This is a genomic window from Antarcticibacterium flavum, assembly GCF_006159205.1.
GTDB lineage: Bacteria > Bacteroidota > Bacteroidia > Flavobacteriales > Flavobacteriaceae > Gillisia > Gillisia flava.
The window spans coordinates 1,784,079-1,804,639 of the sequence record NZ_CP040812.1 but is presented as its reverse complement, the minus strand read 5'-3'; the positions used below and the strand labels follow the sequence as shown (position 1 = coordinate 1,804,639).

Annotated in this window: 10 protein-coding genes, 2 tRNA genes and 2 rRNA genes; 11 read left to right on the top strand and 3 right to left on the bottom strand. The window is 41.7% G+C overall.

Features of this window, described 5'->3' with window-relative positions:
* The first annotated feature begins 255 nt into the window (after positions 1 to 255).
* Complete coding sequence (locus FHG64_RS07495; RefSeq protein ID WP_139065821.1) at positions 256 to 468, top strand: DUF2267 domain-containing protein; 213 nt, start codon at positions 256 to 258, stop codon at positions 466 to 468.
* A 194-nt stretch (positions 469 to 662) separates the two neighbouring features.
* Positions 663 to 1,340, top strand: a complete 678-nt coding sequence (locus tag FHG64_RS07490; RefSeq protein WP_139065820.1) for a hypothetical protein — start codon at positions 663 to 665, stop codon at positions 1,338 to 1,340.
* Between the two features lie 91 nt (positions 1,341 to 1,431).
* On the opposite strand, the gene lysS is transcribed toward FHG64_RS07490, so the two are convergent.
* Positions 1,432 to 3,138 carry a lysine--tRNA ligase gene (lysS, locus tag FHG64_RS07485; protein ID WP_139065819.1) on the bottom strand — a complete coding sequence of 569 codons (1,707 nt, stop codon included), beginning with the start codon at positions 3,136 to 3,138 and terminating at the stop codon, positions 1,432 to 1,434.
* Positions 3,139 to 3,311: 173 nt separating this feature from the next.
* Here lysS and FHG64_RS07480 point away from each other — a divergent pair, with 173 nt between their 5' ends.
* Complete coding sequence (locus tag FHG64_RS07480; RefSeq protein WP_139065818.1) at positions 3,312 to 3,470, top strand: YqaE/Pmp3 family membrane protein; 159 nt, start codon at positions 3,312 to 3,314, stop codon at positions 3,468 to 3,470.
* Positions 3,471 to 4,051: 581 nt separating this feature from the next.
* Complete coding sequence (gene lipB / locus FHG64_RS07475; protein ID WP_139065817.1) at positions 4,052 to 4,762, top strand: lipoyl(octanoyl) transferase LipB; 711 nt, start codon at positions 4,052 to 4,054, stop codon at positions 4,760 to 4,762.
* Between the two features lie 31 nt (positions 4,763 to 4,793).
* Here the strand turns inward: lipB and FHG64_RS07470 are convergent, their stop codons facing one another.
* Both FHG64_RS07470 and FHG64_RS07465 read right to left on the bottom strand, forming a co-directional pair.
* Positions 4,794 to 7,241 carry a DUF3352 domain-containing protein gene (locus FHG64_RS07470; protein ID WP_139065816.1) on the bottom strand — a complete coding sequence of 816 codons (2,448 nt, stop codon included), beginning with the start codon at positions 7,239 to 7,241 and terminating at the stop codon, positions 4,794 to 4,796.
* 35 nt (positions 7,242 to 7,276) lie between these two features.
* The gene (locus tag FHG64_RS07465) at positions 7,277 to 7,876 is read right to left on the bottom strand and encodes a ribonuclease HII (RefSeq protein ID WP_139065815.1); all 600 of its coding nucleotides are present in this window, start codon (positions 7,874 to 7,876) and stop codon (positions 7,277 to 7,279) included.
* 170 nt (positions 7,877 to 8,046) lie between these two features.
* Between FHG64_RS07465 and FHG64_RS07460 the strand changes: the two genes are divergently transcribed.
* The 7 genes from FHG64_RS07460 to FHG64_RS07430 all read left to right on the top strand — a co-directional run bounded on the left by FHG64_RS07460 (position 8,047) and on the right by FHG64_RS07430 (position 20,518).
* Positions 8,047 to 11,121 (top strand): SusC/RagA family TonB-linked outer membrane protein, encoded by a 3,075-nt coding sequence (locus FHG64_RS07460; protein WP_139065814.1) that lies wholly within the window; start codon positions 8,047 to 8,049, stop codon positions 11,119 to 11,121.
* 3 nt (positions 11,122 to 11,124) lie between these two features.
* On the top strand, positions 11,125 to 12,543 hold the full coding sequence (locus FHG64_RS07455; protein ID WP_139065813.1) for a RagB/SusD family nutrient uptake outer membrane protein: 1,419 nt from the start codon (positions 11,125 to 11,127) through the stop codon (positions 12,541 to 12,543).
* A gap of 184 nt (positions 12,544 to 12,727) precedes the next feature.
* Positions 12,728 to 14,665: a putative porin gene (locus FHG64_RS07450; protein ID WP_246054333.1), complete on the top strand. Its 1,938-nt coding sequence runs from the start codon at positions 12,728 to 12,730 to the stop codon at positions 14,663 to 14,665.
* A gap of 696 nt (positions 14,666 to 15,361) precedes the next feature.
* Positions 15,362 to 16,879 (top strand): 16S ribosomal RNA (locus FHG64_RS07445).
* 280 nt (positions 16,880 to 17,159) lie between these two features.
* Positions 17,160 to 17,233, top strand: a tRNA-Ile gene (locus FHG64_RS07440).
* Between the two features lie 141 nt (positions 17,234 to 17,374).
* Positions 17,375 to 17,448 (top strand) — tRNA-Ala (locus FHG64_RS07435).
* A 234-nt stretch (positions 17,449 to 17,682) separates the two neighbouring features.
* Positions 17,683 to 20,518 (top strand): 23S ribosomal RNA (locus FHG64_RS07430).
* Together the 16S and 23S rRNA genes with 2 tRNA genes alongside form the textbook arrangement of a ribosomal RNA operon.
* Positions 20,519 to 20,561: the final 43 nt, after the last annotated feature.

Genomic DNA, 20,561 nt, shown 5'->3' with positions numbered 1-20,561 from the left:
GGCTAAATATATAAAAGGTTTAAAGAGAAGTTAAAAAAACCTGGAATTTAACACTTGTTGATTGTGAAGTGGGAAACTTTTAGTGCCTGGCTTTCCGGTCATTTAAATGAATATGCTCTATGAGTCACTCTTTCTTCCGCCGCAAAAAAAAACAGCTAGAGCCTGTAGGTTAATTATATGTTAATCAAATTCATGGCCCCGGGTAGACCTCTGGAATTTTGTATCTTATAGCATAAAATTTAAAAATACATAATTATGGAGCAAGTTGTAAAAATGGTAGCAGAAAAGGCCGGAATATCAGAATCACAGGCGAAAACTGCAGTAAATACTGTAGCCTCTTTCTTAAAAGATAAAATGCCGGCAGGTATGGCTTCGCAGGTAGATGCTTATTTGAGTGGAAGCGGTGATTCTTCTTCAGGTATTGGGGGAATGGCAGACAAAGTTGGCGGAATGTTCGGAAAGAAATAGTTATCAAAGATAAAGATATTATACAAGAACCTTCAGGCTTGAAATGGCTGAAGGTTTTTTTATTATAGCGGGATGAAGTCTGTAATTGGTTTTAGAAAATAAATGTTTTTATCAGGAAAAGTATAAGAATAACAAGAAGTTTAAATATTTTTGGTACATTCTTTGAAACGATTTAATAAATACAAGAAAATATTATGAGAAAGATCTTTGTTCTGTTTATTGGAGGTTTGTTGATAAGTTCAGGTAATATGTTTGCCCAGATCCCCCAGGATGGCGGGCTTCACACCGATATGCTTATTCAAACCAGGGCTACTAATGAATTTGTTACTTATGAAGGTACACCTTACCTGGAAGATAATTTCAAACCCGGTACCTTTACTATCGAGGGAAAAGAACCTACAAATGCCTTTTTGAGGTATAATGTGGTCACCGAGGAGATGGAGATTAAAACCGATTATAATGGAGAGGTCACGTATTTGCTTCCCACGAATAAAAATATTAGGTACCAACTTGGTCCCAATGAATATGTGTTCAGGAATTTACGGGTTGATGGCAATTTACTTAAGGGCTATTTTGTGGAGCATTATGTGGGAGAAAAAGTGAGCCTGGTTGAAAAACTTATTGCGAGTACAACAGAGCCTATGAAAGCTCAAACTGCCTATCAAAAGGATAAGCCTGCTCAAATTGTAATGGAGGAAAAATATTTTCTTATTCTGGAGAATGGGGAAGTACAGGAGGTAAAACTTAAAACGAAGGATTTTACAAAAGCCTTACCAAATTCCAGGGCGGTAAAAAATTACCTGTCCAATAATAAAGTCAAGACTATTGAAGATTACAAAAAGCTGCTTCAATGGTATGAAGAGCAAGCCTAAAAGGTTTTTTCGATAATATAAAAAAAGAGGTTGCCATTCCCGGCAACCTCTTTTTTATATTGGACCATCTGCACCAATGGCAGACTGTGCTTTAGGCACTTTTAAACCACTGTTCTACTTCTTCCAGCTGCAGTGCAGCAACCGGTAATTTATTCTTCTTTCTTAGACCATTTAGTTTTTGATGGACCTGGGTCGCTTTATTCTCCTGTAATTTTGCCACACTTCCAAATTCGTGCATAACAGTATCCACCCATTCATGAGGAACTCCCAGTTTTATAAAATCTTCTGGTTTTGGAACTGCTGCTTTCTTTTCCGGTTTCATTTGAGGAAAGAATAGTACTTCCTGTATCGACGCATTATTAGTAAGGAACATTATCAACCTGTCCATTCCAATTCCAAGGCCTGAGGTTGGAGGCATTCCATATTCTAAAGCTCTTATAAAATCATTGTCGATGAACATGGCTTCATCATCTCCTTTTTCAGATAATTTAAGCTGCTCTTCAAATCGCTCTCTTTGATCTATAGGATCATTAAGCTCTGAATATGCATTGGCCACTTCTTTCCCGCAAACCATAAGTTCAAAACGTTCTGTCAATTCAGGATTCTTCCGGTGCTCTTTGCATAATGGGCTCATCTCTTTAGGATAATCTGTTATAAATGTTGGCTGTATGAAGTTGCCTTCACATTTTTCCCCAAAGATTTCATCGATAAGTTTTCCCTTACCCATAGTCTCGTCAACATCAATGCCCATGCCTTTTGCCGCCTCAAAGAGTTCCTTTTCACTTTTGCCGGTAATATCAAATCCTGTATATTCTTTTATGGCATCGGTCATTGTCACCCTCTTATAAGGTGCTTTAAAATCTATATTATACTTGCCAAAGGTGGCTTCTGTTTTTCCGTTCACTTCCATAGCACAATGCTCCAGTAGATTTTCAGTGAACTCCATCATCCAGTTATAATCCTTGTAGGCCACATATATCTCCATGGCAGTAAATTCAGGATTATGGGTGCGATCCATACCTTCATTCCTGAAATTTTTGGAGAATTCATAAACCCCATCAAAGCCACCCACAATAAGTCTCTTAAGATAGAGCTCATTAGCGATCCTTAGATATAAAGGCATATCCAGGGCGTTATGATGTGTTATGAACGGGCGGGCCGCTGCACCACCTGGAATGGACTGCAGGATAGGGGTCTCCACCTCAAAATAACCCTTTTCATTAAAGAAATTACGCATCGCATTAAAAAGCCTGGTGCGCTTCACAAAAATATCCTTAACCCTTGGATTCACCACCAGGTCGGCATAACGCTGCCTGTACCTTTGTTCGGGATCGTTGAATTCATCGAAGGTCTTTCCTTCCTTATCTGTTTTTGGAAGTGGTAATGGTCGCAGGGATTTGCTTAGGATAGAGAAATCTTTCACCATAATGGTCTTTTCGCCTACCTGTGTAGTAAAAAGCTCTCCTTCAATACCTATAAAATCACCTATATCCAGTAATTTTTTATATACGTCGTTATATTTGGATTTATCCTCCCCGGCACATATCTCATCACGGTTAAAATATACCTGTATCCTTCCGGCGGCATCCTGGATCTCGGCAAAGGAAGCCTTTCCCTGTATTCTGCGTGACATTAAACGGCCGGCAACTACCACCTTTTCACCTTCATTAAAATTATTCTTAATTTGGCCAGAGGTGTGCGATACGGGAAATAAAGCTGCCGGATATGGGTCTATTCCCAGTTTCCTTAGGGATTGTAATTTCTCCCTTCGTACTATTTCTTGTTCAGATAACTGCATTTTCGTCTTTTAAAATATGAAACTAAGCCATTACGGCAAAGCAGTTGCAAATATAGGGACATTCACACAATCAATCAATTAGATTTTATCCTGAATATGAGCTAAGGCAGAGGTTTGTTTTAAGACCTATAATATTTGGTATCTTTGCTGAAATCCTATAAAATTCATCAAATATGAGCGTGTGGCGCGTTATCCTTTCAATTCTCTTTCCACCCCTGGCAGTCTACGACCGCGGGTGTGGCTCTATCCTCATTGTTTTGATCCTTACCCTGCTTGGATGGGTGCCGGGAGTGATCGCGGCATTGATAATCTTGAATAAACAAGGGAAGTAGGAGGGGGAAGAGGATCCTGGAATCTAAAATTTGGAGTCTGGGTAGGAGCCAGGAATAAAGAACCAGCACAGATGTAGAGACGCGATTCATCGCGTCTGGAGGGAAACAAGAAACAAGAAACAAGAAACAAGAAACAAGAAACAAGAAACAAGAAACAAGAAACAAGAAACAAGAAACAAGAAACAAGAAACAAGAAACAAGAAACAAGAAACAAGAAACAAGAAACAAGAACCAAGAACCAAGAACCAAGAACCAAGAACCAAGAACCAAGAACCAAGAACCAAGAAAAGAGAAAAGAGAGAAGAGAGAAGAGACGGGATTCGAGAGTCAAGGGACGTGGTATATGCGCCTGCTAAGTGAAATGGGCAACACTCAACCCCATTAGATCCTGAAACAAATTCAGGATGGCGGTACGAGAATAGGAGAAAACAAAAAAAGAACATTCGTGCATTCGTCGCCAACTTAAGAACCAGGAATTAGGGAACAAGTCAAAATCGTAGAAACCCAATAAAATGCTTCTGGCGTAGGAATAGATTGGTGAAGAAAAACAGGGAACAGAAAACAGAAAACAGAAAACGAACTTGAACAAAAAAATACACATACAGGAACTGGGTTTAAAGGATTATAAGGAGGTGTGGGATTATCAGGAAAGATTATTTAAGGAGATCCTCGATAAAAAGATTAGGAACCGAAGGGAAGATCTTTCAGAAGAAACCCCCAATTACCTGCTTATGGTAGAGCATCCACATGTGTATACTCTTGGAAAAAGCGGAAAACCTGAACACTTCCTGTTGAATGATTCCCAGTTAAAGGAGAAAAATGCCTCATTTTATAAGATAAACAGGGGAGGGGATATAACCTATCACGGGCCGGGGCAACTAGTGGGATATCCTATTCTGGATCTTGAGAATTTTTTTACAGATATCCATAAATACCTTAGGTTGCTGGAGGAGGCTATCATTCTTACATTAAAGGAATATGGGTTAAAACCTGAGCGTAGCAAGGGTGAAACCGGGGTCTGGCTTGACGTGGACACCCCATATGCCCGCAAGATATGTGCGATGGGTGTTAGAGCCAGCCGGTGGGTAACTATGCATGGTTTCGCTCTCAATGTGAATGCCGATCTTGGATATTTTGATCATATTATCCCCTGTGGGATTCGTGGAAAGGCAGTAACATCTCTCAATGTTGAACTGGGACGCAGGGAAGTGTCTATGAAGGAGGTCGAAGAACGATTGCTTAAACATTTTTCTTCATTGTTCCAGGCAGAATTCATCTCACTTTCTACGTGATTTGAACAATTATTACAGAAGAAGGGAATTACTAAAATTCGTACAATAATAAGGTGTTGTCCTCTGCCTTTACTGTAAGGATTCTGTCCCCGGCTGCGTTTTGCCGTAGGTCAATAGCAGATGTTCCATAAACGGGAAATCCCGGGATAAGTTCCCCTTCTTCATCAAGCAGATACACTTTTTGGGCCTGGGTATCAATAATCCCTATAAAAGTTTTCTTTCCTATTTCAAAAATTTGAGGTTTGGTATACAAGCCATAGTCAAGGATAACCTCCCTGCCGTTGATCCTAAGGTTGTTTTCAGATTGGATCACCCTTACCTTATTTGTTGCAGTAAATATTGGATTAACAGCATTGGGAATAGCTTCCCTCGATACTTTGGCTGCTTCAGTAATACGTATTAATTGATCATTGGAATCAACAGAAGCGAAGGTGTTCTCATGAAGATACCATTCGCTATTGGAAAAACTGAAGTTTTCAGAGACCGTGACCCTGGAATTTCCCTGGCGGCTTAAAATGTGCAGCTTTCCAGAGGCCTCCGGAATTACAATGTAGTCCTTATTTCTAATCCTTATATGTTTTGGAGCCTCAACTATTTCAGAACCTGTACTTTTAAAATCAAAGCCCTTTACCCGCCTTCCCCTGGAATCATACATAAGGACGTCTTTGCCCTGGGTGATCACAAATCTATAAGTGCGGTTGTTGTCATAATCAAATACCGAAAGGGGCCTGGTAATTTCATCCTTAAAATCGAGTGGAAATGGTTTTACATTATTACCATTGCGGTCCAAAACATAAAGGGAATTTGGGGAGGAAAAGGCCAGTTGCAAATTTCCGTTCTTAAACAGGTCCACCTGGTAGAGGGGGCTGTTTATCCTGGCATCCAGTTCCTTCTTCCACAGCTGTTCCCCGGTAGAAGAGTACAGGTAAAGAATATTTTCTTCATTCTGGAAAGCTACCTCTGTCTCATTATTAATATGATTTCTTAAAAGGGCGGGAGCAGTGGCAATGGGACTTTCAATTTCAATGCTGGCAGTTTGGCTTATACCATTACGCCTGGAGGCTGTGGTTGTATTAAAGATCCCGTGGATATGTGCAAAATTCCTTTCCTGTACAAATTGCAGGGCAAGTATGGGATATTGCGATAGGTCGAGACTCTTGCTTGATTCCTCCATTTTCCCAGCACTTAATTGGATGAGCCTGGGTTTGAAGTTTTCGGTGTTAGCAACCATCAGTAGGGTGGAGGCACCTGCAAGATTCTGCATAGCATCCTTATAATACTCCTGTTCCCCTAAAGTAGACCCATTCAAATAGTTTGTGATAATATGCTCCAGCACTTCAACATCTTCAGCCATTAAAATATAATTATCAAGATATGCAAAGTAGGTGTTCGTCATTGAAGGGATCAATTGGTCCAGATAATCTGTGAGTTTGGGGTTGGTGGTAAATTTTAGTATTTCCACATTTCTATAGATCTTGACTTCTTCTCTTGCAAAAGTGTTGGCCTCCCTGGCTAGGCTGGGATCTGTAGCGGTAAGTACCAGGGCCCGGGAAGATGGCGTAAAGATCATCCCCGCCTCCCGGGTATAGCTAAGAAAATGGTTTTCAGGCAAGGTACGGTTCCCTGTCCTTAGGTTTTGAAACAGTTCTTCGAAACTATTATAGGAGTAGGAATAAAAGCCTGCAGCATCCATGGGAGTTATCAAGGCCAATTCATTTTGAACAGGAGTGACATTGTGAAATGCGGCTAGCAGAACCTTATCATTCTCCTGCCAGGTGGCGATCCCGTTAAAAAGGACTTTTTGATCTGCTATATCGATATCCAATAGACTACCGGTTGCAAGATTTTCAATTGGTAAATTGTTGCCGGGAAAATTTTGAGTGAGAAGGGTGTCAAGGAGCCTATGATTGATAAATAAAGAAAATTTTGAAGCATCTGCAGCAGCATATTCCTTGCTGAAAGGGTTTGGTACTCCTGCGCTATTTTCCTTTAAAAGTGTTTCAAGCTGCTTCCTGGAATTGCTGGCCAGGAATATCCCATTTTTTGTAACAGTAAAAAACCCGGCTTCCTCGAGCTTGTATTTCTTAATGCTGAAATTTTCATAATTGAAAGTTTCAATAGATTTGTTTACCACAGAATCTGTTACTATAGTTATGTTTTCCTCCCTGCTTATTATGGTATAGTCGTAACCTCCCGCTGTTGCACCGGTAAGGCTTATCAAGGATACTCCGCCCTCACTATGCCTGGCTAAGTATTCTAATTGTTCCCTGTGGGAGGGCTCAATTATGAACCTGTTTTTTTGAAGGAATTCCAGACTGTCCATCATTTTAAGCATCGTAACAAGCTCTGGGGCCTGAAACATATAAATACTTTCTGAAGGAATGAAATCATCTATTTCTGCTGTGCTGCTATCATTGGTGCTGCATGAAATTATGGTAAGGAATATGGCAAGTTTTAGCAGAAATCTTTTCCGGGTCAACGTATGGGGTTTTTTATTTAGAACAAAGGTAGTAATCAAAGCGCAAGTTCCAACTGTTCCGGCAGCAACCTGAAGCTTTTTCTGTGATATTTGGTAACTCCATATTTCCTTATCGCCTCCCTGTGTTCCCTGGTAGGATATCCCTTGTTCTTTCTCCAGTTGTACATGGGATATTCCACATGTATCTCTTCCATATAGGCATCTCTGTATGTTTTTGCCAGGATGGATGCAGCTGCAATATTCATATATTTTGCGTCTCCTTTTATCATACACAGGTGCGGGATTTGGGGATAGGGCTTGAAGCGGTTGCCGTCAACCAGGATGTGCTGGGGCCGGATGGATAAATTTTCTATACAATGGTGCATAGCTAAAATTGAGGCATTCAATATATTGATTTCGTCCACCTTATTATTATCCAGGTGAGCAACAGAAAAGCAAATGGCTTTTTTTTCTATTATGTCTCTTAAAATTAATCTTTGCGAAATTTTAAGAATTTTAGAATCATTCAAAATAGCGTTTCTAAACCGGGGAGGAAGAATGACTGCTGCAGCGGTTACAGGTCCCGCCAGGCAGCCTCTGCCGGCCTCATCTGTGCCGCATTCTAATTTATCTTTTAAAAAGGAATTTGCTAACATGTGAATGTTTTTGCGAAAATAATTTAAAATTCTACGCAACCCTTTGAAAGTTTATGCATCTAAGGGGCAGCGTAGTGTTAAAGATTTAACACATCAAATTTTGTAATCGATTTGTTATATTAAGAAATTATTATGATTTTTGGCGCAGGCTAATTCAAATTAACAAAATAATGAAAAAAAGTTTAAATGGAATTCTAACGCTATTATTCGCGTTAGTCGTGCAAATTTCTTTTGCGCAGGACATTCAGATTACCGGGACGGTGTCTGATACGGACGGAATGCCCCTACCGGGTGTAAACGTAATTTTGAGAGGTACCAACACAGGTACTACTACAGATTTTGATGGTAACTACCAGATCAATGCCAGCCAGAACCAGGTTTTGGTGTTCAGTTTCGTAGGTTACCAAACATTAACCAGAACCATTGGAACTAGTAATGTTATCAATGTGTCTCTGGAAGAGGATTCTGCTGTTCTTGACGAGGTTGTTGTACTTGGATACAGCACAAGAGGTGTGGAGGAAGTAACAGGATCTTCAGTTCAAATTGGAGGTGAAGATGTTGCTGAGGTGCCATTGGTATCTGTTGACCAGGCTTTACAGGGTAAAGTTGCCGGTTTACAGGTTACAACTTCTTCGGGTACTCCGGGTTCTGCCCAGGATATCCGTATTCGTGGTCAAAGTTCCCTTACTGCCGGGAATGAGCCGTTATATGTAATTGACGGTGTGCCGGTTAGTAACGATAACCAGGCAGGTAGTGCTAACGTGAGTACCTTAAACCCATTGGCTGCCATTAACAGTCAGGATATCGCAAGTATTACGGTTCTTAAAGATGCTTCGGCTACTGCTGCCTATGGAGCAAGAGGTTCTAACGGTGTAATTGTTGTTACAACTAAAAGAGGTAAGACTGGTGAGACTCAATTCACTTTTACCTCTCAGGTAGGTATTCAAAATGACGCTTATAATAAAAGAGATGTATTAACAGGTGCTCAAAGACTTGAGCTTTTAGGTGAGGCTCTTGTAAATTCTTATGGTGCTAATGGTACATCAGGTGATTTTGGTTTTACCCCTGAAAATGCTATCCCCCTTGCAGTTGACTTTGGAGTTTTACCTGCGGGAACAGAAGATTATGATGGGACAGATTATAACTGGACTGGATTAATTAAGAATGAGGATGCACTATTGCAAAACTATACTTTCTCTGCTACAGGTGGTGATGAGTTAAGTTCTTTCTATGCGTCTGTAGGTTATAACAAGACTGAAGCTACTGTAATTGGAGCTGCTTTTGAAAGAATAAATGGTTCTTTCAACTTTTCAAGAAAAATGAGAGAGAACATGAATTTCACAACTTCTGTGAATGTTTCCAATACTACTCAAAACCCAATTTTAGAGCAGGGATCTTTCTTCTCAAACCCTTTCATCACAAGATACTTGATGAACCCTTTCAACAATCCTTATGATGCTGATGGTAATTTAAGAAGAGGTGGGCTGCAGTTTGGTTCATTACACAACACATTGTATGTAACTGAAAATAACATTGCCAGAAACATGTTAACTCGTGCGCTTTCTAACACACGTTTCGACTGGGAGCTTTTTGAAAATCTTACTTTCAGAAATACTTTAAGCTTAGACTGGCAGGTTACAGATTACAAGAACTACCAGAACAGGTATGAAGGAGATTCAAGATTTGTAAATGGATCTATCTCTGCAAGTGATAATAAAGCCTTAAACCTTGTTTACCAGGGTGGTTTAAATTATAACTTCAAAATAGGACAGGATCACAATTTTGATGTAACCGGTCTTTTTGAATATCAGAAAAACCAAAATCAGTACTTGTTCGGTTTTGGAAACAACTTTCCTGCAGACGGGTTAACGAACATTGCTTCTGCCAGTGCAGAGTTTGATGCTTTCTCATCTTTTACAGATTGGTATAACGTATCTTACCTTGGTCTTTTGAACTATAACTTCGCAGGTAAGTATGTTCTTGATGCTACTATAAGAAGAGAAGGTTCTTCAAGATTTGGACCAGGAAACAGATTTGGTACTTTTGGATCTGTAGGTACAGCCTGGAATGTTCACAGGGAAGAATTTATGAGAGGCTCAGTATTCAATACATTACGTCTTAGAGCTTCTTATGGTATTACAGGTAACAACGCTGTTGGGCTTAATGCTTACCAGGCACTATTAGGATACGGAGCAGATTACTCAAACAATGGTGGGGCTACTCCTACTCAATTTGGTAATGCCGATCTTACCTGGGAAAAAGGTGAGACCTTTGATGTTGGTTTTACTTTTGGAGTATTTGACAACAGGTTAACAGGATCTTTTGCTTACTATAACAGAAGAACTTACGACCTTTTACAGGAAGTTCCATTATCAAGAACCACAGGTTTCTCAAGCCAGGACCAAAACCTTGGTGAGATGACCAACAAGGGTGTGGAAGTTGAATTGGCTTTCGACGTAATTAGAACTGCAGATTTCTCCTGGAATATCTCTGGTAACGTTGCTACTGTAGAGAATGAAGTTACCGCTTTAGCTGTTGGAGCTGATGGTAATGATATCGATCCTTTAGCCGGAAGTGTTTATAAGACAACAAGAGTTGGTTTGCCAGCAGGAACCTGGTACATGAGAACATGGGCAGGTGTAGATCCACAAACTGGAGCTCCTACCTGGTATGTGAACGGTAGAGATGGAGAAGTTACTTCAAACTACAATAATGCTGAAAGAGTTGACCAGGGTGTTGGTGCTTTACCAACTTACTCAGGAGGTTTAGGAACCAGAGTTCAATTCAAAGGTTTCTTTGCTGAGGCTGATATTTATTTCCAGGGTGGTCATAAAATTTATGAGCAATTTGCACAATTTTACCTAAGAACTAACAGTTTTACATTAGGAACTTACAATGGTGCTGCAGAACTTATGGATAGATGGCAACAGCCAGGGGACGTTACGAATGTACCTGTGGTAAACTATGCAAGAAATGACAATTTCCACGCGACTTCTAGCCGTCACTTATATGATGGAGATTTTGTAAGACTTAGAAATGTTGCTTTAGGTTATAACCTGCCATCTCAATTTGCACAGTCTGTTGGTCTTGATGGTCTAACATTAACATTAAGAGGTACGAATCTTGCTACATGGGTAAAAGATGATGGATTATTATTGGATCCTGAAGTAAGAGCAAATGGTTATACAACACTAACAACACCTCCAGTAGAAACTTATACTTTAGGTATTAACGTAAAATTCTAGAAAATGAAAAGAACATTTAAATATTTATTACTATTCGTCCTGAGCATAGGTACTCTTACCTCTTGCTCTGAGGAGGACCTGGAGCCAACACTGGCTCAATCAAAAAGTATTGAGACCAGTATTAATTCTCTGAATGACCTTGAAGCTCTTTTAATTGGAGCAATGGAAAGAATGTCTACAACAGCTTATTATAACAGGGATGTCATAATCCTGGGTGAGGTGTTTTCAGACAATGCAACATCCAATGCAAACTCTAACCGTTTCGTGGTAGAGGCTCAAATGGACTTAAACGCTCAGTCTGCTATTGCGAGTTCTCTATGGTCACAGATCTACGGGGTAATAGCATCTGCCAATATTATTATTGGTGCAGAAGGTATTGAAGGTGATGAAGCAAGAATAAATCACATTAAAGGTCAGGCTTATGCAATAAGAGCACTAGCGCATTTTGACCTTGTGAAGTTCTACGGTCAGCAACACGTAAATAATGGAGGTTTAAGTGCTTCGGGAGTACCTTACGTAACTGCCTTTAGAGACAATGACAACTTATTTCCTTCAAGAAATACTGTACAGGAAGTAAAGGATCTTGCTTATGCAGATCTTGAGAGAGCTCAGGACCTAATGTCTGAAAGCCTTAATGATGTAAGTAAAGAATTCATAACTACTTATGCGGCGTATGCAATCGAAGCAAGGATCGCTAATTATTTTGGAGATCACCCACGTGCTTTAAATGCAGCTGAAACTGTAATCAATTCTGGTAATTATACAATTGCCAGCGAAGGTGAATTCCTTAGTAACTTTAGAAGCCGTGGATCTGCAAACTCTATTTTTGAGATCGCAAACACACCTACAGATAATGCCGGGATAAATGGTCTTGCCAATATCTACCAGGTAGGTTCTTATGGTGATGTTGTTGCGCTTCCAAATCTTGCAGCTATCTATGATGAAGGAGACGTAAGAGGTGTTTCTCCTTATGACCCAACAGCAGGTGTACAACCATCTACTGTAATTGGAGTGAGTGAAAACGGTACTTTAAGAAACGTTGGGAAATACCCAAGAACAGCTCCTTTTGAAGATAACGTTCCTGTTATTCGTTATGAGGAAATAGTGTTGATCTATGCTGAGGCTTTAATGGAAACCGGTGGAGCTGATGCTCTAACCTGGTTAAACCGAATCCCTGAAAACAGAGGAGGAGATACCTATGATGCTGCAACTTTCGAAAACATCTTATTAGAAAGAAGAAAGGAACTTGCATTTGAAGGGTTTAGATTCCATGACCTGGCTCGTGCAGGTATGGATATTCAAAGTGTAGATGTTATTCAATTACATAATGGAGTTGACTATGGTGCTTATAACTTTGCACTTCCAATTCCAACTTCTGAAGTTGATGTAAATGCTAATATTGATCAAAACACAGGATATTAATATCCAATCATAATTGATGAAAAGGCTGCCTGCAAGGGCAGCCTTTTTTTTTTTGATAACATTTCAGAAATTTTTGTCATATTATGTATAGAGCGAAAGCAACAATTGAATTTTTAAAATACTTCCGTTTATAGCCTTTATCGTTGCATTGGGATGGTTTGTTCTGCTAAAAACTAAAATTTGTTTGGTTAATTATTTTACATTTGCAGGAGGTGATTTCCCTATGAAGCAATTATTAATAGTTTTCTTTATTCTGGGTGGTATAATGCTTTCTTACGGGCAGCGGCCGGCAGGGGCTGGCGGTGGCAATAGATTGGAACAAAAGGATTCCCTTCAAAAGCCTCCTATTACTGCGTATAAGATCATTTCCCATCGTGGTGATACTACCTTTGTAGATACATCGCTTACTATACACAAGGATTACAGGTTCAATTATCTGCGAAAGGATAATTTTGAATTGTTGCCCTTTGCCAATGTGGGTCAAACCTATAACAGGCTCGCATATTATTTTAAAGAGGAAAACCTGATTCCTGAATTTGGGGCGCAGGCGCGTCATTTCAATTTTATGGAGGCCGAAGATATTTCCTATTACGAAGTGCCCACCCCATTAACCGATCTTTATTTCAAAACAGTTCCTGAACAGGGACAAAACCTGGATGCCTTTTTCACCATAAATACTTCCTCCAGGTTAAATTTTTCTATAGCGTATAAAGGTTTACGTTCTTTAGGAAAATATCAAAATTCCCTCACCAGTACGGGCAATTTCAGGTCTACCCTTAATTATCAAACTTTGAATAACAGGTACAGGATGAAGGCCCACTTTGTAGCACAGGATCTACTCAATCGTGAGAACGGTGGATTAAATGACCTGGCTACGGAGCAATACATTAATAAAGAGGAGGAGTTTGAGGACAGGTCCCTTTTGGAGGTTAGATTCGAAAATGCTGAAAATGTCCTGTTTGGAAAAAGGTTTTACCTGGATCACGAGTACGACCTTGTAAGTGGAGACAATAATAGAATAGCTCTTACCCACATTCTGAATTTTAGCGATAAAAAGTACATCTTCAGGCAGACCAATCCCGTGGAAATATTTGGTCCAACTTTAAGAGCCACTGCACTCAATGATGAGAGCAAATTAAGACATATCAACAATGTGCTTGGTGTAACTTATGAGAATAACACATTGGGAAAACTGGCTTTTAAAGCAGGGCAATCCTATTATAATTATGGATATAATTCTATAATAGTCCTCGGCGACCAGGTGGTTACCAACAGGCTCGTAGGAGAGAACTATTCTGCCGGGGCAGAGTATGCCAATCAATTTGGTCCCTTTGCTTTGTATGGAGATGCTATGGTCAACCTTGCCGGAGATTTTACCGGCCATTTTCTTACTGCTGGCTTAAATTTCCAGATTACGCCCTTAAATTTTCTGAATGTCGAAGTAAATAGTAATGAAAGGGCGCCGAATTTTAATTTCCTGCTTCATCAAAGCGATTACTTAAATTATAACTGGCAAACAAATTTCTCGAACGAAAGTACCCAGGTGCTTAATGCAAGGTTTATTTCCCCCAAACTGTTGAATCTTGAAGGAGGTTATACACTTATTAATAACTACGCCTATTTTTCCCAAACTGAAGAAGGTTTTACACGGCCCTTCCAGCACGATGGCAGCATAAGTTATTTGAGGATTAAGGCCCAACGTGAATTTCATTACGGAAAATTCTCCCTTGACAATACCATTATGTATCAACGCGTAACAGAAGGAGGGGGTGTTTTTAACGTGCCTGAACTTATAACCAGGAACTCACTATACTTTAGCGATCGCTGGTTTAGGAGGGCGCTATTTGTACAGACCGGGTTTACACTGAACTATTTTACTTCCTATAATATGAACGGCTATGATCCTGTGCTAGCAGAGTTCTATGTTCAAAATGAAGCTTCCTTCGGGGATTATCCTGTTGTAGATTTCTTTTTTAATGGGAGAGTGCAGCAAACCAGGATCTTTTTTAAGCTGGAGCATGTGAATTCGCTAATTACCGGGAACAATAATTTTGCTGCTCCCGGCTATCCCTACAGGGATTTCATTATAAGATTCGGCCTGGTTTGGAATTTCTTTCTTTAAGGAACATCAAAATATCTGGCTGTTTGTCTCTTATGGCTGCCTAATCTTTCCAATTATTTTTTGGTTTAAAGAATGGTGGTTCAACCTGTTAAGAACTTCTTAAATTTTTTTCCTAAAAAAACCTCAAATAATATTTGCGGGAAAGGAAAAAAGCGGTGTATATTTGCAGCCGCTTAGCGAGGGAGTAACATCTTAAGAGTAGCGGAGTTCATTGAGCAGAGACTGGGATTGCGAAGAGAGGGGGAGGTTACTTCCTTGTTGGAGCAGCTTCTTAAAAAAACTTTAAAAAAGGTTTTGGCAGGAACAAAATAGGGTGTATATTTGCACCCCGCTAAATGAGAAAAAGGCGGTTGTTCTTCAAAAGAAATTCCCTCGAAAAAAACTTCAAAAAAAGTTTTGCCGGTAATTAAAATTGGTTGTACATTTGCAGCCGCTTTAAAAACGAGTGGGTGGTCTTTAAGAGTTATTGAAATAAAGAAATAAAATCCCGGGTGGGTGAGAAGAGGTTCGACTCCTTTTATTTTAACAAAGTCGCGGTGCGACATATGTTCTTTGATATATTGAATTGACAGCGCGTTTTACTACTTAGGTAGTAAAGCAAAGAAATTAAATTAAGACTAGAAAGTCATTTTGAGTGTCTCTTATATATAAGAGACAGATACGAACCTTGGTAATTGTAAATTTATTTAAAGATTAACGATGAAGAGTTTGATCCTGGCTCAGGATGAACGCTAGCGGCAGGCTTAACACATGCAAGTCGAGGGGCAGCACGTCTTCGGATGGTGGCGACCGGCGCACGGGTGCGTAACGCGTATACAATCTACCTTATAGAGGGGGATAGCCCAGAGAAATTTGGATTAATACCCCATAGTATTAGAGAATAGCATTATTTTCTGATTAAACATTTATGGCTATAAGATGAGTATGCGTCCTATTAGTTAGTTGGTAAGGTAACGGCTTACCAAGACCGCGATAGGTAGGGGTCCTGAGAGGGAGATCCCCCACACTGGTACTGAGACACGGACCAGACTCCTACGGGAGGCAGCAGTGAGGAATATTGGACAATGGGCGAGAGCCTGATCCAGCCATGCCGCGTGCAGGAAGACGGCCCTATGGGTTGTAAACTGCTTTTATACGGGAAGAAACACCTCTTCGTGAAGAGGCTTGACGGTACCGTAAGAATAAGGATCGGCTAACTCCGTGCCAGCAGCCGCGGTAATACGGAGGATCCAAGCGTTATCCGGAATCATTGGGTTTAAAGGGTCCGTAGGCGGGATAATAAGTCAGCGGTGAAAGTCTGTGGCTCAACCATAGAATTGCCATTGATACTGTTGTTCTTGAGTGCTTATGAAGTGGTTAGAATATGTAGTGTAGCGGTGAAATGCATAGATATTACATAGAATACCGATTGCGAAGGCAGATCACTAATAAGATACTGACGCTGATGGACGAAAGCGTAGGTAGCGAACAGGATTAGATACCCTGGTAGTCTACGCCGTAAACGATGGTTACTAGCTGTTTGGTCTTCGGACTGAGTGGCTAAGCGAAAGTGATAAGTAACCCACCTGGGGAGTACGTTCGCAAGAATGAAACTCAAAGGAATTGACGGGGGCCCGCACAAGCGGTGGAGCATGTGGTTTAATTCGATGATACGCGAGGAACCTTACCAGGGCTTAAATGTAGTCTGACAGGGCTGGAAACAGCTTTTTCTTCGGACAGATTACAAGGTGCTGCATGGTTGTCGTCAGCTCGTGCCGTGAGGTGTCAGGTTAAGTCCTATAACGAGCGCAACCCCTGTTGTTAGTTGCCAGCGAGTAATGTCGGGAACTCTAACAAGACTGCCGGTGCAAACCGTGAGGAAGGTGGGGATGACGTCAAATCATCACGGCCCTTACGTCCTGGGCCACACACGTGCTACAATGGTAGGGACAGAGAGCAGCCACTGCGCAAGCAGGAGCGAATCTATAAACCCTATCTCAGTTCGGATCGGAGTCTGCAACTCGACTCCGTGAAGCTGGAATCGCTAGTAATCGCATATCAGCCATGATGCGGTGAATACGTTCCCGGGCCTTGTACACACCGCCCGTCAAGCCATGGAAGCTGGGGGTACCTGAAGTCGGTCACCGCAAGGAGCCGCCTAGGGTAAAACTGGTAACTGGGGCTAAGTCGTAACAAGGTAGCCGTACCGGAAGGTGCGGCTGGAACACCTCCTTTCTAGAGCATTGCTTATTAAAGAGCAATCGCAATTACCACTCAAGGTTCTCAAAAGGAACTCTTTGGTCTTAATTTAGCTGTCAATTTCGATATATTATATTATAAAAGATATGAGATATTAGATTTGAGATATGAGATGAGTGAGAGAATAAGTCTCACGTCTAAAATCTAAAGTCTAAGATCTAATATTAGATGTGAGATATCAGATATGAGATGTGAGATAAAGAGAGGGATGAAAAGAAATCTCAAGTCTCAGATCTAAAATCTAGTATCTATTTGCAGTCTCATAGCTCAGCTGGTTAGAGCGCTACACTGATAATGTAGAGGTCGGCAGTTCGAGTCTGCCTGAGACTACAGGCCCCCAACCCCCGAAGGGGGAGTAAAAAAAGGGGATTAAGTTCATTACAATTATTGAAAGGAAATTTTAGAAGTTGGGATACCTATCCTTTTTGGAATTTGGAATTTTGGTTTTTTTGGAATTTCAATTTAAAAAATGGGGGATTAGCTCAGCTGGCTAGAGCGCCTGCCTTGCACGCAGGAGGTCATCGGTTCGACTCCGATATTCTCCACTATTTTTAGTATTGAGTACTGAGAATTGAGTATTGAGATTTTTGTCTCACTACTCACTACTCACTACTAACTACTCACTACTAAGAGAAACGTTCATTGACATATTGGGAAATAAAGAATACGAGAAAAATCGAATTTGTAGAAATACAAGTAGATAGAATAATAGAATAAAAATCGTTTCTATAGACATGCTGCACGGCTGTTTATAGAGACAAGAGCATATTAGGTAAAAGCACATAAGCTAAATAAGGGCGTATGGGGAATGCCTAGGCTCTCAGAGGCGATGAAGGACGTGATAAGCTGCGAAAAGCTGCGGGGACTGGCACATACAGGTTGATCCGCAGATATCCGAATGGGGCAACCCACTATATTGAAGATATAGTATACCGTAAGGTAGGCGAACCCGGGGAACTGAAACATCTAAGTACCCGGAGGAGAAGAAAACAACAGTGATTGCGCAAGTAGTGGCGAGCGAACGCGCATTAGCCCAAACCAGCTAGTTTACGGATTAGTTGGGGTTGTAGGACCACGAGATTGGTTGTGTTATGAATTAGAACACTTTGGAAAGAGTGACCATAGAGGGTGATAGTCCCGTATAAGTAAAGATCATAAACCATAGTGGTATCCTGAGTAGTGCGGGGCACGTGAAACCCTGTATGAATTTGGCGGGACCATCCGCTAAGGCTAAATACTCCTGAGAGACCGATAGTGAACCAGTACCGTGAGGGAAAGGTGAAAAGAACCGTGAATAACGGAGTGAAATAGATCCTGAAACCATACGCTTACAAGCGGTCGGAGCCCTTAGGGGTGACGGCGTGCCTTTTGCATAATGAGCCTACGAGTTAACGTTGCCAGCAAGGTTAAGCATTTAAGATGTGGAGCCGTAGCGAAAGCGAGTCTTAATAGGGCGCTATAGTTGGTAGTGTTAGACGCGAAACCGTGTGATCTACCCTTGGGCAGGTTGAAGCTGTGGTAACACATAGTGGAGGACCGAACCCGTTGACGTTGAAAAGTCTTGGGATGACCTGAGGGTAGGGGTGAAAGGCCAATCAAACTCGGAAATAGCTCGTACTCCCCGAAATGCATTTAGGTGCAGCGATATATTAGTTTTATAGAGGTAGAGCTACTGATTGGATGCGGGGGCTTCACCGCCTACCAATTCCTGACAAACTCCGAATGCTATAAAATGATGTATATCAGTGAGGGCATGGGTGCTAAGGTCCATGTCCGAGAGGGAAAGAACCCAGACCATCAGCTAAGGTCCCCAAATGTATATTAAGTTGAAGAAACGCGGTTGAACTGCCCAGACAGCTAGGATGTTGGCTTGGAAGCAGCCATTCATTTAAAGAGTGCGTAACAGCTCACTAGTCGAGCGGTTCGGCATGGATAATAATCGGGCATAAATATACTACCGAAGCTATGGATTTCATATTTAGATATGGAGTGGTAGGGGAGCATTGTAATAGGGTTGAAGGTGAGCTGTAAGGCTTGCTGGACTAATTACAAAAGAAAATGTAGGCATAAGTAACGATAATGCGGGCGAGAAACCCGCACACCGAAAGACTAAGGTTTCCTCAGCTATGCTAATCAGCTGAGGGTTAGTCGGGACCTAAGGCGACCCCGAATGGGTTAGTCGATGGACAACAGATTAATATTTCTGTACCTGCCCCACGATAAAAGTGACGGAGGCGAAAAGTTAGTGCGCACTGACGGAATAGTGCGTTGAAGGGAGTGGTAACACCCCGATAGTACACAAAGGCTTCGGCTGGCGTGATAATCTAGCGAATCGACTTCCAAGAAAAGCGAGTGGTGGCAGCCCGTACCGCAAACCGACACAGGTAGTTGGGATGAGAATTCTAAGGTGCTCGAGAGATTCATGGCTAAGGAACTAGGCAAAATAGACCCGTAACTTCGGGAGAAGGGTCGCCCATCTTCGGATGGGCCGCAGTGAAGAGGTCCAGGCGACTGTTTATCAAAAACACAGGACTCTGCTAAATCGAAAGATGACGTATAGGGTCTGACACCTGCCCGGTGCTGGAAGGTTAAGAGGAGATGTTAGCTTTGGCGAAGCATTGAATTGAAGCCCCAGTAAACGGCGGCCGTAACTATAACGGTCCTAAGGTAGCGAAATTCCTTGTCGGGTAAGTTCCGACCTGCACGAATGGTGCAACGATCTGGACACTGTCTCAGCCATGAGCTCGGTGAAATTGTAGTATCGGTGAAGATGCCGATTACCCGCTGTGGGACGAAAAGACCCCGTGCACCTTTACTATAGCTTAGTATTGACTTTGGACAAGTGATGTGTAGGATAGGTGGGAGACTTTGAAGCTGCATCGCCAGGTGTGGTGGAGTCATTGTTGAAATACCACCCTTTACTTGTTTGAAGCCTAACCCCTGCAAATGGGGGACAATGCTTGGTGGGTAGTTTGACTGGGGTGGTCGCCTCCAAAAGAGTAACGGAGGCTTCTAAAGGTTCCCTCAGCACGCTTGGTAACCGTGCGTAGAGTGCAATGGCAAAAGGGAGCTTGACTGAGAGACATACAGGTCGATCAGGTACGAAAGTAGAGCATAGTGATCCGGTGGTTCCGCATGGAAGGGCCATCGCTCAAAGGATAAAAGGTACGCCGGGGATAACAGGCTGATCTCCCCCAAGAGCTCACATCGACGGGGGGGTTTGGCACCTCGATGTCGGCTCGTCACATCCTGGGGCTGGAGAAGGTCCCAAGGGTTGGGCTGTTCGCCCATTAAAGTGGCACGCGAGCTGGGTTCAGAACGTCGTGAGACAGTTCGGTCTCTATCTACAGTGGGCGTTAGAAATTTGAGTGGATCTGACTCTAGTACGAGAGGACCGAGTTGGACAAACCTCTGGTGCACCAGTTGTTCCGCCAGGAGCATTGCTGGGTAGCTACGTTTGGAAGGGATAAGCGCTGAAAGCATATAAGCGCGAAACCCACCACAAGATGAGATTTCTTTAAAGGATCGTGGAAGACTACCACGTTGATAGGCCATAGGTGTAAAGGCAGTAATGTCATAGCCGAGTGGTACTAATAATCCGTAAAGCTTAGTGCACCCGTCCTCCGGAGCCTTCGGGCGAAGGAGGACAGGATAACCT